At 69.8% G+C, this 13,468-nt stretch carries 8 protein-coding genes and 3 pseudogenes; 2 read left to right on the forward strand and 9 right to left on the reverse strand.

Annotated features, from left to right (window positions below; all coding sequences use genetic code 11):
- Positions 1 to 19: 19 nt before the first annotated feature.
- On the reverse strand, positions 20 to 2,896 hold the full coding sequence (locus CSW59_RS00640; protein WP_099442225.1) for a bifunctional [glutamine synthetase] adenylyltransferase/[glutamine synthetase]-adenylyl-L-tyrosine phosphorylase: 2,877 nt from the start codon (positions 2,894 to 2,896) through the stop codon (positions 20 to 22).
- Between the two features lie 106 nt (positions 2,897 to 3,002).
- Between CSW59_RS00640 and CSW59_RS00645 the strand changes: the two genes are divergently transcribed.
- On the forward strand, positions 3,003 to 3,890 hold the full coding sequence (locus tag CSW59_RS00645; protein WP_099442226.1) for a M56 family metallopeptidase: 888 nt from the start codon (positions 3,003 to 3,005) through the stop codon (positions 3,888 to 3,890).
- 157 nt (positions 3,891 to 4,047) lie between these two features.
- On the opposite strand, the gene uczS is transcribed toward CSW59_RS00645, so the two are convergent.
- The 4 genes from uczS to CSW59_RS00665 all read right to left on the reverse strand — a co-directional run bounded on the left by uczS (position 4,048) and on the right by CSW59_RS00665 (position 8,758).
- Positions 4,048 to 5,454 carry a two-component system sensor histidine kinase UczS gene (uczS, locus tag CSW59_RS00650; protein ID WP_099442227.1) on the reverse strand — a complete coding sequence of 469 codons (1,407 nt, stop codon included), beginning with the start codon at positions 5,452 to 5,454 and terminating at the stop codon, positions 4,048 to 4,050.
- A 179-nt stretch (positions 5,455 to 5,633) separates the two neighbouring features.
- Positions 5,634 to 6,305 carry a two-component system response regulator UczR gene (gene uczR / locus CSW59_RS00655; RefSeq protein WP_099442236.1) on the reverse strand — a complete coding sequence of 224 codons (672 nt, stop codon included), beginning with the start codon at positions 6,303 to 6,305 and terminating at the stop codon, positions 5,634 to 5,636.
- Between the two features lie 189 nt (positions 6,306 to 6,494).
- Positions 6,495 to 8,078, reverse strand: a complete 1,584-nt coding sequence (locus CSW59_RS00660) for a Do family serine endopeptidase (protein WP_099442228.1) — start codon at positions 8,076 to 8,078, stop codon at positions 6,495 to 6,497.
- 179 nt (positions 8,079 to 8,257) lie between these two features.
- The gene (locus tag CSW59_RS00665; protein WP_236632128.1) at positions 8,258 to 8,758 is read right to left on the reverse strand and encodes a cytochrome c-type biogenesis protein; all 501 of its coding nucleotides are present in this window, start codon (positions 8,756 to 8,758) and stop codon (positions 8,258 to 8,260) included.
- A gap of 24 nt (positions 8,759 to 8,782) precedes the next feature.
- On the opposite strand from CSW59_RS00665, the pseudogene CSW59_RS21690 reads away from it, so the two are divergent.
- A pseudogene (locus CSW59_RS21690) lies at positions 8,783 to 8,866 on the forward strand (hypothetical protein); the annotation flags it as partial.
- On the opposite strand, the gene CSW59_RS00670 reads toward CSW59_RS21690, so the two are convergent.
- From CSW59_RS00670 to CSW59_RS00690, 4 genes and pseudogenes are all read right to left on the reverse strand, one after another.
- The gene (locus tag CSW59_RS00670; RefSeq protein ID WP_099442230.1) at positions 8,848 to 10,830 is read right to left on the reverse strand and encodes a heme lyase CcmF/NrfE family subunit; all 1,983 of its coding nucleotides are present in this window, start codon (positions 10,828 to 10,830) and stop codon (positions 8,848 to 8,850) included. The pseudogene CSW59_RS21690 and the gene CSW59_RS00670 sit on opposite strands and share 19 nt — an antisense overlap.
- A 145-nt stretch (positions 10,831 to 10,975) precedes the next feature.
- Complete coding sequence (ccmE, locus tag CSW59_RS00680) at positions 10,976 to 11,476, reverse strand: cytochrome c maturation protein CcmE (protein WP_099442231.1); 501 nt, start codon at positions 11,474 to 11,476, stop codon at positions 10,976 to 10,978.
- A pseudogene (gene ccmI, locus CSW59_RS00685) lies at positions 11,473 to 12,574 on the reverse strand (c-type cytochrome biogenesis protein CcmI). Before ccmI ends, ccmE begins: the two are co-directional and overlap by 4 nt.
- 233 nt (positions 12,575 to 12,807) lie before the next feature.
- Positions 12,808 to 13,468, reverse strand: a pseudogene (locus tag CSW59_RS00690) (hypothetical protein); the annotation flags it as partial.

Consider the following 13,468-nt stretch of genomic DNA (forward strand, 5'->3'; position numbering starts at 1 on the left):
GGCTTGGGCTGCTAGCCCCCTACCCCCGCACCACCGCCTCATAGGCCGCCCGCGCCTCGGCCTTGGCCTTGGCGAGCTTCGGTTTCAGTGACTTGAACTGAGCCACCCCGCCGGCCTTGGCCAGCAGGGCCCTGAAGGCCTTGGGCTCGGCCTCGGGGTCGCCGCCGTCTTCCAGCGCCACCTTGATCAGCTGCGACAGGTCCTGCTCCAGCCGCCAGGCCGCTTCCAGCCGGGCCAGCGCGCCCTCATCCGCCAGCCCCGCCTCGCGCAAGGCCGCCAGGGCCTCGCCGGTGTTCTGGCGCAGGGGACCGCCGCCGGCGGCGTGGGCCAGTTGCAGGAACTGGGCGGCGAACTCGATGTCCACGAGACCGCCGGGATCGAGCTTTAAGTCCCAGTCGCCCTTGCCCGGCCGCTCGCGCTCCATCAGTTGGCGCATCTCGACGACCTCGGCGGCGGTCTTCTTCGGGTCGCGCGCGCGGCGTAGGGCGTCGGAGATCGCGCCCTCGGCCCGTTCCCGGAACGGCTCGGAGCTGGCCCAGACCACCCGCGCGCGGGTCAGGGCCAAGAGCTCCCAGGTCTCAGCCTCGCGCTCATAATAGTCCTCGAAGGCCGCGAAGCTGACCGCCACCGGTCCCTTGGTCCCCGAGGGCCGCAGCTTCAGGTCGACTTCGTACAGCGTCCCCTCCCCCGTCGGCGCCGACAGGGCCGAGGTCAGGCGCTGGGTGAAGCGGGCGTAGAAAACGTCAGCGCTCCATTCCTTGATGGCGGAATGGACCGCTGGCCCATCGGCCGCATAGACCGTCATCAGGTCCAGGTCCGACTTGGCGGTCATCTCGCGCGAGCCGGCCTTGCCCAGGGCCACGACAGCCACCTGGCCGGGGAAGGCGCCGCCGAGCCGCTCGACCTCGGCCAGGGCGGCGGGGGCGAGGCCCTCGATGATCAGGTCGGCCAGCTCGGCGAAGGCGCGGCCGATATCGCGGGCGTCGGCGCTGCCGCTCATCACCCGCACCCCGATCCGAAAACTCTGATCGCGGAACAGGCGTCGGGCGGCGTCCATCGCGCCTTCGAAGTCCTCCGGGTCCCAAGGCGCGACGGCAGGCGTCTCGATGGGCCCGAAGAAGCTGGGATCCAGCAGGGCGTCCAGCGCGGTCGGCCGCTTGGCCATGGTGCTCGCCAGGCGCGGGGCGAAGGCCATGACCTCGACGATCAGCTCGAACAGGCGCGGCTGGGCCAGGAACAGCGACTGGATCTGCACGCCCGACGACAAGCGCCCGAAGAAGTCGGCGAAGCGGTTGAACGCCTGATCGGGCGCGCCGGTGGCGTTGGCGGCGTCCAGCAGGCGTGGGGCCAGGCGCGTGAACAGCTCCCGCCCCCGCTCGGTGCGGGTGGCGGCGATATGGCCATGGTGCCAGCTGCGGATCGTGGCGGCCACCCGCTCGGGGCTGGAAAAACCCATGCGCTTCAAGGTCGCCAGGGTCTCGGGATCATCCTCGACGCCGGTGAAGACCAGGCTGCCAAAGCGCGAAGACAGTTCCTCCTCGCCCGCGAACAGCCGGCCATAGCGCAGGTTGACGCCCTTCAGGATCTTGCCGACGGCGGCGTCGAAGCTGCGCAGGTTCCCCTCGCCCCACAGGGCCGCAACGCGCTTGCGGTCGGTGTCGGACTCCGGAAGCTTATGGGTCTGGTCGTCGGCGATCATCTGGGCGCGGTGCTCCAGCGCTCGCAGGTCCTTATAGGCCTGCGTCAGCCAGGCGGCGTCCTCCGGCGTCACGTGGCCCGCCTGCGCCAGGGCCGCCAGGGCGTCGAGCGTGCGCGGGCTGCGCAGGTCCGGCTGGCGACCACCCAGGATCAGCTGCTGGGTCTGGACGAAGAACTCGATCTCGCGAATGCCGCCGCGCCCCAGCTTCAGGTCCGCGCCCTTGGCGGTCAGGCGGTCGTCGACCTTGTAGGTGTGAATCTGGCGCTTGATCGAATGGATGTCGGCGATGGCCGCAAAATCGAGGTTCCGCCGCCAGATGAACGGCTGCAGCCCCTCCAGGAAGGCGCGGCCTTCGGCAAGGTCGCCCGCCGCGATCCGGGCCTTGATGTGCGCCGCCCGCTCCCAGTTTTGACCGACGCTCTCGTAGTAATCCATGGCCGCGTCGACCGGCATGGCCGGCGGGGTCGAGGACGGGTCGGGGCGTAGGCGCAGGTCGATGCGGAAGACGTAGCCGTCGCCGGTTCGCTCCTGCAGCACCCGGCCCAGGTGGTTGGCGATCCGCACGGCCACGGCCTGCGGCTCGTGCCCCTCGGCCACCGGCAGCGTCTCGGGCGCGTAGAAGATCGAAAAGTCGATGTCGCTGGAATAGTTCAGCTCGAACGCGCCGTGCTTGCCCATGGCCACGCAGAAAAGGCCCGGAGCGGGGCCGTCCGGGCCTTCGCCGACATGGGTCAGGGCGCCGCGATCGACCTCCTGGCGCACGGCCTGGGCCAAGGCCGCATGCAGCACGGCGTCGGCGAAGCGGGTCAGGGCGCCGGTGACCTCGTCCAGGTCCCAGACGCCGGACAGGTCGCATAGCGCGGTCAGCAGGTGCAGATCGGCCTTCAGCTCGCGCAAGGTCCGGCGGGCGGTCTCGAAGTCCGGCTCGGCCGCGACGGCCTCGGCGGCGTTCAGGATCGCGGCGAGGCGCGCCTGCGGCTCGGCCTCCAGCAGCGACGGCAGCCGAACGCCGTCGCGCCGCGCCAGGCTGGTCAGATAGGGCGAGGCGGCGAACACGGGCGCCAGCGCCGGCCAGGCGGCTTCGACCGTCGGGAAAGCCTCGCCCACCCGCTTGGCGATCGCCTCGTGGGCGCGCTCGGCGGCCTTGGGATCGACGATGGGGCCACAGGGCGTCAGGCGGTGGGCAAGGCGAGTCATGGCCGCACCGTCGCGCGCCTTGCGGCCGCGAACAAGACTCCGGCTTGACGCAGCATATTACAGTTGTAACCATCGCATTCGAGGAAACGGCGGGAACCGTACGCGAATGATCGAGCTCTTCGCCCTAGCCCTGATCCGCGCCCAGGTGGCGGCCGCTGCGGCGGTGCTGCTGATCATCGCCCTGCGGCCGTTCGCGCGCGGGCTGTTCGGGCCTCGCCGGGCCTATGGCCTGTGGATCGTGGCGCCGGCCGCCGCCGCCGCCGCGTTCTTCCCCAGCCTGGCCGAAACCATGGACCTGGGCGCGCCCGCCCGGCCGCTCGGGGCCTGGGCGCCCAAACTGGTCATGCTGTGGCTGGCAGGCTGCGCGATCGCCACGGTCGTCCTGGTGATCCGCGAGCACCTGTTCCGCCGCCGCGTGCGCGACGGCCAGGCCGGCCCCGCCGTGATGGGCGCGCTGTGGCCGCGCATCGTCCTGCCCGCCGACTTCGCCCAACGCTTCGACGCCCGCGAGCGCGAGATGATCCAGCTGCACGAGCGCACCCACATCCATCGCGGCGACCCGATCGCCAACCTGGTCATCGCGGTGTTTGGCGTGCTGGGTTGGTGCAACCCGGCCGTGGCCCTGGCTCAACGATTGATCCGCATCGACCAGGAGCTGGCCTGCGACGCCACGGTCGTGGCCCTGCGCTCGAACATCCGGGCCGACTACGCCAAGGCGCTGATGAAGGCGCAGATGAGCGTCCAGGTCTCGCCGCTGGCCTGCGGCTGGGCCACCCATCCGCTGATCCTGCGGGTCTCGCTGCTGAACCGGCGCGAGCCCAGCGCGGCCCGGGACGTGACCGGCTTTCTCACCATGACCTTCCTGGCGATCGCGGCCATGGTCATCGTCTGGAGCGTCGCCCCGCGCGGTCCGGACTATCGCGACCTGCGGCCGGGCCTCACGGCCCATATGGACCCGTACACCGGCGCGATCATCTGGGCGGAGGGGAAGTAAGACGGCCGGGCGCCGCCGTCCTTCTTCCCCCTCCGGGGGAGGAGGGCTGAAAGCCCGGAGGGGGCAAGGCAGAGACAAATCCCCCTACGCGCCCCCACCTGACCGCGCCTCGCGCGGTCGTCCGCCCCCGGAGGGGGCGGAAGGAGTCAGCGGCCCCCTACTCTACCCGCGGCAGCACCAACGCCACCCGTAGGCCAGGGCCCGTGCCGTTATACTCGCCCGGGCCTTCCGACAGCTCCAGGCGTCCGCCGTGCGAGGCGGCGACGGCCTGGACCAGCGACAGACCCAGGCCCGCGCCCGGCTCGCTGCGACTGTTCTCCAGGCGCACGAAGCGCTGGACCACCCGGGCGCGATCGGCCTCGGGCACGCCGGGGCCGGTGTCGGTGACCGAGAACTCCAGCTCGCCCGACGAGGTGCGCCGCGCGCGCAGCATGATCGCCCCGCCCTCGGGCGTATACTTGATGGCGTTGTCGAGGATATTGGCCAGGGCCTGGGCCAGGAACTCGCGGTTGCCCTTGATCGACAGGGCGGGCGTGATCTCGGCCTTGAAGTCGAGACCCTTGTCCTCGCAGGAGAGCTCGTAGAGCTCGGCCATGTCGCCCGCCAGCTCCGAGGCGTCGAACACGCGCTGGTCCGGCGCAGAGCCGGCGGCTTGCAGGCGGGCGATGGCCAGCACGGCATTGAAGGTCTTGAGCACCCCGTCGGCGTCGGACAGGGCCGTCTCCAGCGCCGCGACCGGGTCGCCCTTGCCGTTCTCGGCGTCGATCAGGGCGACCTCCATCCGCGCCCTAAGACGGGTCAGCGGCGAGCGCAGGTCATGGGCAATGGCGTCGCCGGCGTGGCGCAAGCCGCCCATCAGGCGCTCGATCCGGTCGAGCATGTCGTTCAGGCCCTCGGCCAGCTCATCATACTCGTCGCGCGTGCCGCGCACCTTGGCGCGAGCTTTCAGGTCGCCGGCGCGCACGGCGTTGACCACGTCGACCAGGCCCTGCATCGAGCGACTGACATTGCGGCTGATGACCACCCCGCCCGCCAGGCCCAGCAGGATAACCAGCGCCCCCGCGCCCCACAGCGCCCGGACGATCTTGCGGACATAGGCCTCGGAGGCGTCGACATCCGCGCCGACGAACAGGATCTCGCCGTTGTCCAGCCGCTGCTGCACCCCGCGCGCGGCCGCCTTGACCTCGGCGCCGTCGGGGTCGGTTTCCGTGACCTTGAAGCTGGCCCACTCTGGTCCGTCGCCGCTGAAGTTGGCGATCGGGGACTCTTCGATCGAGCCCGAGATTCGCTTGCCGGTCGTGTCGGCCAGGAAATAGAGGAATGGCCGCTCGCCCGTGGCCCGCTCGACGATGGTCTCGTTCAGGGCGTCGACGCCGCCCTGGCGATAGGCCGCCTCCAGGCTCTCGAACTCGCGGCTGATCTCGGCCTGGGCGCGCCGGTTCACCTCGCCGGCCGTGGCCACATAGATATAGCCCAAGAAGGCGCTGGCCGCCCCGGCGAACAGCGCCAGGAACAGCAGGGTCAGCCGGAACGGCGTGGTGCGGAGAAGGCGCGGCAGACGCATGATGTCGTAGGCGCTAAGGCCTCCTCGAATCCGACCTCGCTAGAGCTCGGAAGAACAGTTTCCCGACCTTCCCGGCGAAGGCCGGGACCCAGATTCAGCCTGAGCGACGGTCCAGTCCGGCGCCGCTCGGCCCTTCGATCTGGGCCCCGGCCTTCGCCGGGGAGATCGGATGATGAAGCCTACGGATCCAGCCGGTAGCCGGCGCCGCGCACCGTCTGCAGCATCGCCCGGTCGAAGCCCTTGTCGATCTTGCTGCGCAGGCGCGAGATATGGACGTCGATGACGTTGGTCTGCGGGTCGAAGTGGTACTCCCAGACCTTCTCCAGCAGCATGGTGCGGGTCACCGACTGGCCGGCGTGGCGCATCATGAATTCCAAGAGCTGGAATTCGCGCGGCTGCAGGTCGATCTCCTTGCCCTGGCGATGGACCGTCCGGTTGATCAGGTTCATCTCGAGCTCGCCGACCTTCAGGGTCGTGGCGACCGCGCCCGTCTCGCGGCGGCGCGACAGGGCCTCGACCCGGGCCATCAACTCGGGGAAGGCGTAGGGCTTGACCAGGTAGTCGTCGGCGCCGGCGCGCAGGCCGGTGACGCGGTCGCCCACCTCGCCCAAGGCCGAGAGGAACAGCACAGGCGTCTGGTCGCCCTCGCGGCGCAGGGTCTCGACCACTTGGACGCCGTCCATCTTGGGCATCATCCGGTCAACGATCAGCACATCGAAGCCACCCTTCTGAGCCGTCGCCAGGCCAGCCTCGCCGTCGGGGGCGTGCTGCACCTCATAGCCGGCCTCCGTCAGGCCGTGCGCCATGGCGCCGGCCGCTTCCAGGTCGTCCTCGATAATCAGAATACGCATCAGCCAGCCCCTCATGCGCCCGGACAAAATAGCGGAACGCTCGACGTTCCCCCGATTCTGCGCCAGCGCGCGATAGTTGCTGTCGAAATACCGTTTTCGACGACCGGCGTAACTTAAACCTTGGTCAGAAACGAAAAAGCCCCGCTCCGGCGGACCGGAGCGGGGCTCTGTCGTTCAGAAAGCGTCAGCTTACGGCGCGATCTTCAGCGGGATGAAGCCCGGACGGTTCTGGCGGATCAGCTTGATCAGCACGCTGGTCCGCCCAGCGCTCTTGGCCGCAGCGATCGCCTTATTGACGTCCGCCACGGTCGCGACGGGCGCGCCGTTGATGTTGGCGATCACGTCGCCCTTGGCCAGGCCCTTCTCGCCCGCGTCGCTGTCGCCCTTCACGCTGGTGACCAGTAGGCCCTTGATCTCGCTGTCGATCTTGTAGGTCTGGCGAGCGGCGGCGTCGATCGGACCGAGCGTCAGGCCCAGGGCCTCGACCCGCTGGTTGGCGGGCTTGTCCGGCGACGGCGCGGCGCCGCCGTCCTGATCGTCATCGTTGGCGGCCAAGGAGTCCTCGGACGGACGCGTGCCCGAACGGACGTCGATGACGCGCGGCTTGCCGTCGCGCAGGATCGACATCTTGATGATCTCGCCCGGACGGGCCTTGGACACCTCGCGAGTCAGCTCCGAGCGGTCGGCGACCTTCACGCCGTTCACTCCGACCAGAATGTCGTCGGGCAGCAGGCCGGCCTTGGCGGCGGGGCCGCCGGCGACGACATCGGCGACGATCGCGCCCTTGACGTCCTTCAGGCCCATGGCCTCGGCCGCCTCGACGCTGAAGTCCTGGATGCTGACGCCGATATAGCCGCGCACCACCTTACCGCTGGAGATCAGCTGCTTGGCGGTCGCCTCGGCGATTTCGGCGGGGATGGCGAAGCCGATGCCGACCGAGCCGCCCGACGGCGAGTAGATGGCGCTGTTGACGCCGATCACCCGGCCATAGATGTCGAAGCTGGGACCGCCCGAGTTGCCGCGGTTGATGGGGGCGTCGATCTGGATGTAGTTCACGAACGACGAGGTCGTGTCGCCCAGGTTGCGGCCATAGGCCGAGATGATGCCGGCCGTGGCGGTGCCGCCCAGACCGAACGGATTGCCGATCGTGATGACCCAGTCGCCGACGCGCGGCTTGGCCTGGTTCTCGAAGTCCACGTACGGGAAGTCGGCGCCCTTGGCCTTGGGATCGACGACCTTGATCACCGCCAGGTCCGTCCCCTCGTCGCGACCGACCAGGGTGGCCTTCAGCTCGCGACCGTCCTTCATCACCACCTGGATGTCGTCGGCGTCGGCCACGACGTGGTTGTTGGTGACGATGTAGCCGTCAGCCGAGATGAAGAAGCCCGAGCCGGCCGACTGCTGCTTCTGCGTGGCGGGCGTGTCACCGTCCTCGCCATCCTGGCCGTCCTGACCTTGGCCCGGCGCCCTACGGCCGCGCGGCACGATGTCGAAGCCTTCGAGGCCGGGAATGCGCAGCGACGGAGGCGAGGCCTTGGAGGTCACGTTGATCTGGACGACCGCAGGCGAGACCTTCTCGAAGATGTCAGCGAACGACATCGGCGCGCCGGGGGGCGGCGCGAACGCCGGAGCGCCCGCGACGTTCGTGCGGACGACCTGAGCCTCGGCGGCGTCCGCCGAGCCCATCCGCATGCCCACGCCGGCCAGCGCCGCGCAGGCGACGCCCGCGCCAGCCACAGCGCCCACAATGAAACCCGACTTCCTAGCGGTCATTCTCGTCTTTCCTCACCCGCGCGTCTCCGCGCGGTCCCTTATGCCTCAAGATGCCAAGCCGCGCGGCGCGGTCCCTTTGACTTCAGAACCTAGTCCCGCCCGTAAAAGGTGCAATGGCTTCGACCCATTCTTTACGCCGCAGCTAGCGCTTCTTGCGGCTCCTTTTCGGCGCAATCGTGTCAATCTTCCTCGAGCAGGCGCCGCAGCCGTTCTTCCTCGTCCCGCGAAAGCTCGCCCTCAGCCGGCTCGCGTCGGCGCAACAGGCTAACCATCAAGGCTCCGCCAAGCAGCAGGATGCCTGCTGGCGCTAGCCACAGCATGGCGTTGCCGGCCGAAAACGGGGGCTTTAGCAGCACGAACTCGCCGTAGCGCTCGACGAGGAATGCGCGAATCTCTCGATCGCTGCGGCCGGCCTTGACCTGCTCACGGACAATTCGCCGCAGGTCGCCGGCCAGCTGGGCCTCGGAGTCGTCGATCGACTCGTTCTGGCAGACCAGGCAGCGAACCTCGCGGAACAGAGCGCGCGCTTGGGCCTCCTGCGCCGGATCGGAAAGGCGCTCGGAAGGCTCAGACGCGCCGGCCGTCAGGGCGATGGCGCACAGGGCGACGGCGAGGGCGCGGAACCGGCCTTCTTCCCCCTTTGGGGGAGGAGGGCCGAAGGCCCGGAGGGGGCGAGTGATGACGCGGAGCACGGCCCGTAAGGCCCCCTCCACCGCCGTTCGGCGGTTCCCCTCCCCCAGAGGGGGAGGAAGGAGAAAACCCATCCACCTCACGACACGGTCTCCTGAGCCCGGTGGCCCACGCCCAGCCGCACGCGGCGGTCCGACAGCGAGACGACGCCGCCGATGGCCATCAGCAGCGGCCCCAGGAAGATCAGCCGCACCCAGGGGTTCACATAGGCGCGGATCAGCCAGGCCGGCTTGCCGCCCTCGCCAGCCCGACGCTCGCCCATCACGACATAGATGTCGTCCAGCAGAAGCGGGCAGATCGAGACCTCGGACGTGGTCTGGCCGCCAGTGGGATAGAAGCGGCGCTCGGGCGCGGCGCGGCAGATCAGGCGACCGGCCTTGTCGACGACATCCACGACGCCGCGCTCGGCCAGGTAGTTGGGCCCCTCGATCGTGCCGACCTGCTTCAAGGTCACGGTATAGGCGCCCAGCGGCTGGCTACCGTTCAGGCTGAGGGCCTGAGCCGCCTCAACGCGCCAGGCGGTCTCGAACGAAGCGCCCAGAACGAAAATCCCGAGACCGGCGTGCGCCAAGGTCGTACCCCACGCGCCACGCGGCAGGCCGCGGGCGCGACGGGCGCTCTCGGCGGCGGGGACGCGGAACAGCTTGAGGCGCTCGGAAAGCTCCAACAGCGCTCCGCCGATCAGCCAGAAGCCGACGACCAGGCCGCCGCTGGCGAGAACCTTGCGGGGCTGGACAACGGCGTAGGCGATCAGGCCCAGCACAAGAGCGGCGGCCAGAACCACCCACAGCTTGCGCGCCACGCCACCGGCGTCGCCGCGCTTCCAGGCCAACAGCGGCCCGGCCGGCAGCACGGCGAAGGCCAGGATCATCAACGGCGTGAAGGTCAGGTTGAAGAACGGCGCGCCGACCGAGACGGCCTCGCCGTCCACGGCCTCGCGGATCAGCGGGAACAGCGTGCCCAGCAGCACCACCGCCGTCGCCGTCGACAGCAGGATGTTGTTGAGCACGATCGCGCTCTCGCGGCTGATCGTGCGGAACTGGCCGCCGGGGTTCAGGGTCGGGGCGCGCAGGGCGAACACCAGGAAGCCCGCGCCCGCCGCGACGCCCATCATGATCAGCAGCAAGACGCCGCGCGTCGGGTCAACGGCGAAGGCGTGGACGCTCGTCAGCACGCCCGAGCGCACCAGGAAGGCGCCCAGCATCGAGAAGGTGAAGGCCGACAGGGCCAGGAACGCCGTCCAGCCCGGCAGAGCGCCGCGCTTTTCGGTGACGATGGCCGAGTGCAGCAGGGCCGCGCCGATTAGCCAGGGCATGAAGCTGGCGTTCTCGACCGGGTCCCAGAACCACCAGCCGCCCCAACCCAGCTCGTAATAGGCCCAGAAGGCGCCCAGCGCGATGCCGATGGTCAGCATGCTCCAGGCCGCCAGGGTCCAAGGCCGCACCCAGCGGGCCCAGGCCGCGTCGATCCGGCCTTCGATCAGCGCCGCCAGCGACAGCGAATAGACCACCGAGAAACCGACATAGCCGACGTAGAGGAACGGCGGGTGGAAGGCCAAGGCCCAGTCCTGCAGCAGCGGGTTCAGCGACTTGCCCTCGATCGGCGCGTCCAGCAGGCGCGCCATCGGGTTCGAGGCGAACACAGTGTAGGCCAGGAAGAGGACGCCCAAGCCGCCCTGGATGGCGATGGCGTAGGACCGCAGGCGCGGCGGCAGGCTGTCGCCGAAGACGGCCATGGCCGCCCCAAAGCCCGTCAGCACCAGGCACCACAGCAACATGGAGCCCTCGTGGCTGCCCCAGGCGCCGGCCACCTTGTAGAGCATCGGCTTGGCGGTGTGCGAATTGGCCGCGACGTTGGCGACCGAGAAGTCCGAGACCACGAAGGCGTGGATCAGGCACGCGAAGGCGACGGCGACGGCCAGGAACACCGCGACGGCCGCGCCGCGTCCCGCGCCCGCCAGCACGATCGAGCGCCGCGCGCCGCCGACCGCCGACAGGCCGATCTGGGCGATCGAAAAGGTCAGCGCCAGAACCAGGGCGAAGGAGCCGAGTTCAGTGATCATTGGAACGCTCCCCTTCTCCCCTTGCGGGAGAAGGTGGCCGCCGAAGGCGGTCGGATGAGGGGGCGCGCGGACAGGATCGAGAAACCCCTCATCCGTCGCTGCGCGACACCTTCTCCCGCAAGGGGAGAAGGAAAACGAAGGGCGGTCATTTCGGATACCCCTCGTAGGAAGGCTTCGCCCCCTCGCCGCGCCACTCGCCCTGCTCCTTGAGGGCTTTGGAGACCTCGCGCGGCATGTAGCGCTCGTCGTGCTTGGCCAGGACCTGCTTGGCGACGAAGACGCCCTGGTCGTTGAAGGTTCCCTCGGCGACGATCCCCTGCCCCTCGCGGAACAGGTCAGGCAGGTCCCCGTGATAGACGATCTTGGCGGTGGCCAGCTGGTCGGCGACCACGAACTCGACATTGCCGTCGGGATGCTTGACCACGCTGCCGTGCTGCACCAGGCCGCCCAGCTGCACCTTGCGGCCCGGCTTGACCTTGGCTTCCTGGGCCTGGGCGGGCGTGTAAAACAGCGAGATGCTGTCACGCATGCCGTAGAGCGCCAGGCCGACAGCCAGGGCCAGCACCGGCGCGACGGCCAGCAGGATCGTCAGGCGCCGACGCGCCTTGCGGGACTTTGGTAGCAAGCTTTGGGGCCAGAAGCTCATTGCGCGGTCTTTTGCGGCGGCGTGTCGGCGGCCTGGCGCAAGGCCGCCAGCACCTTGGGCTGATCCTTGAAGCGGGTCGAGGCCGTCGCCAGCGCCGCGTCGCGCTTGGCGGTCTCGCCCAGCACGGCGTAGGCGCGGACTAGGCGCACCCAGCCGTCGGGATCGTCGGGGGATTGGGCGAGGCGCGCGCCAGCCCCTCGACCATGCCGGCGATCATGCCCTGGACCTCGGGATTCTCGGCCGCCGGCGGCTGCGCGGCCGGCAGGCCGCCCGCAGCCTCGACCTCGGCGATCTCGCGGCCCAGCGCCGTGCGCGCCGGATCATCGGCGGCCAGACTGCTCAGCAGGGCGCGCCAATCGCCCACGCCCCCGGCCACGTCGCCCTCGGCGATGCGAGCGCGCCCCAGGTAGTAGCGGGCGCGCAGGTCCGCAGGATCGGCCTTCAGCGCGCGGTTGAAGGCCAGCTTGGCGTCGGCGCCGATGTCGCCCTCGGCCTGAATGACGAAGGTCTCGCCCAGCAGGCTCCAGATGTCGGCGCGGCCCGGCGCGCGGCCGACGGCGCGACGCAGGGCCTGCTCGGCACCGGCCATGTCGCCAGCAGCGGCGCGGGCCTTGGCCAGGTACACCAGCGGCTCGGCGTCGTTGGGCCGCTCGGCGGCGACGCCTTCCAGCACCGCGGCGATCTGGGCCGGCTGCAGGGTGGCCGGATTGGCCGCCTTCCACTCGGCGACGCGCTTGTCATAAGGCTGATCGGAGAACTCGGGATGGCCCAGCCAGACGTAGAGGCCGACGCCCGCGACGCAGCCCGCGCCGGCGACGGCGACCACCGCCTTGCGCGCGCCATGCCCCCGCGCTCCCAGATCTCGCCCTGATCGGCGGCGGCCAGCAGGCCCCGCCCCGCCTCGGCCCGGGCGGCCTTCAGCTCATCCTGCGCCAGAAGGCCATCCATGGCCAGGCGCTCGACCTCGGCCAGACGGCGGCGATGGGGCTCAAGACGCGCCTGCGCGTCATCGACGGGCCGAGCTCGCGCGGCGCCGCGCAGCACCAGCCCCGCGGTCACGGCCGATAGGCCAGTCGCGGCGATCCAGAATGCGATCATGATGGGCGTGTTAGCTTGTTCTGACGCCGGCCGTTAGTGGGAAAAGCGCGTAAGGGGCTTCAAACGGGCGCTTGCGGGAAAGGCGCCCCAAACACCCGACCTCCCCGGCGAACGCCGGGGCCCAGATTCATCCAGGGCGATCGAAGCTTTCGCGACTTCGGCGGCGCTAGCCAATCGAGTCAGCGGGCTCGATCTGGATCCCGGCATTCGCCGGGAAGATCGGATGGAGAGGCCTACGCCGCGACAGCAGCCGCCGCTCGCCGACGCACGATCTCGGCGGTCTTGTCGTCACGGGTGTAGGCGATGAAACTGGCGGCGACGGCCAGATACTGCATGGCCAGCGCCGGATCGCCGCCGTCGCCCGTGCGGGCCACGTGCAGGACGTCGTCGATATACGGGTCGAGATAGGCGTTCAGCTTCTCAAGAAACTTGTTGCGGCTGCTGCCATAGCCCGCCTTGTCCGCGCAGGGACGCAGGTCGGCGATGAAGGCCAGTCCTCCCCGGGCGCGGTCCAGCATCGCCTCCTCGGGCGGGGCGACCAGCTTGGCCACGCCGCGCGCGCCCTTCTTGGCCAGCATCGAGATGGGCCTTGTCGGCAGCGCCTTGCCCAGCTCGCGCTCGATTTGGTCCATCCGCGTTTCGCAGGCCTTGGCCATGGTCTGCTTGAAGCGCGCCACGCGCCGTCCCCAGGGGCCATCCTTGTTCAGATCGACGACTGCTCGAACTCGACGATCTGCAGCTGCACCTTCTGGGCTCGCTGGGGGCCTCGCGCCCGGCGCCTCGCCGCCGCCAAAGTCGAAGTTCTCGACATGGGCGATCGAGGCCTCGATATCGGCCAGGAAGCGCTCGCCCAACCCTTGACCTCGGACAGGCCAGATAGCGATCGCTGGGGCG

Source organism: Caulobacter sp. BP25 (assembly GCF_002737755.1).
In the GTDB taxonomy this organism is placed as follows: Bacteria; Pseudomonadota; Alphaproteobacteria; order Caulobacterales; family Caulobacteraceae; genus Caulobacter.

Bases quoted from the DNA above. Each gene is read 5' to 3' on its own strand.
- CSW59_RS00640 (WP_099442225.1), bottom strand. From the start codon at position 2,896: ATGACTCGCCTTGCCCACCGCCTGACGCCCTGTGGCCCCATCGTCGAT.
- CSW59_RS00645 (WP_099442226.1), top strand. From the start codon at position 3,003: ATGATCGAGCTCTTCGCCCTAGCCCTGATCCGCGCCCAGGTGGCGGCC.
- uczS (WP_099442227.1), bottom strand. From the start codon at position 5,454: ATGCGTCTGCCGCGCCTTCTCCGCACCACGCCGTTCCGGCTGACCCTG.
- uczR (WP_099442236.1), bottom strand. From the start codon at position 6,305: ATGCGTATTCTGATTATCGAGGACGACCTGGAAGCGGCCGGCGCCATG.
- CSW59_RS00660 (WP_099442228.1), bottom strand. From the start codon at position 8,078: ATGACCGCTAGGAAGTCGGGTTTCATTGTGGGCGCTGTGGCTGGCGCG.
- CSW59_RS00670 (WP_099442230.1), bottom strand. From the start codon at position 10,830: ATGATCACTGAACTCGGCTCCTTCGCCCTGGTTCTGGCGCTGACCTTT.
- ccmE (WP_099442231.1), bottom strand. From the start codon at position 11,476: ATGAGCTTCTGGCCCCAAAGCTTGCTACCAAAGTCCCGCAAGGCGCGT.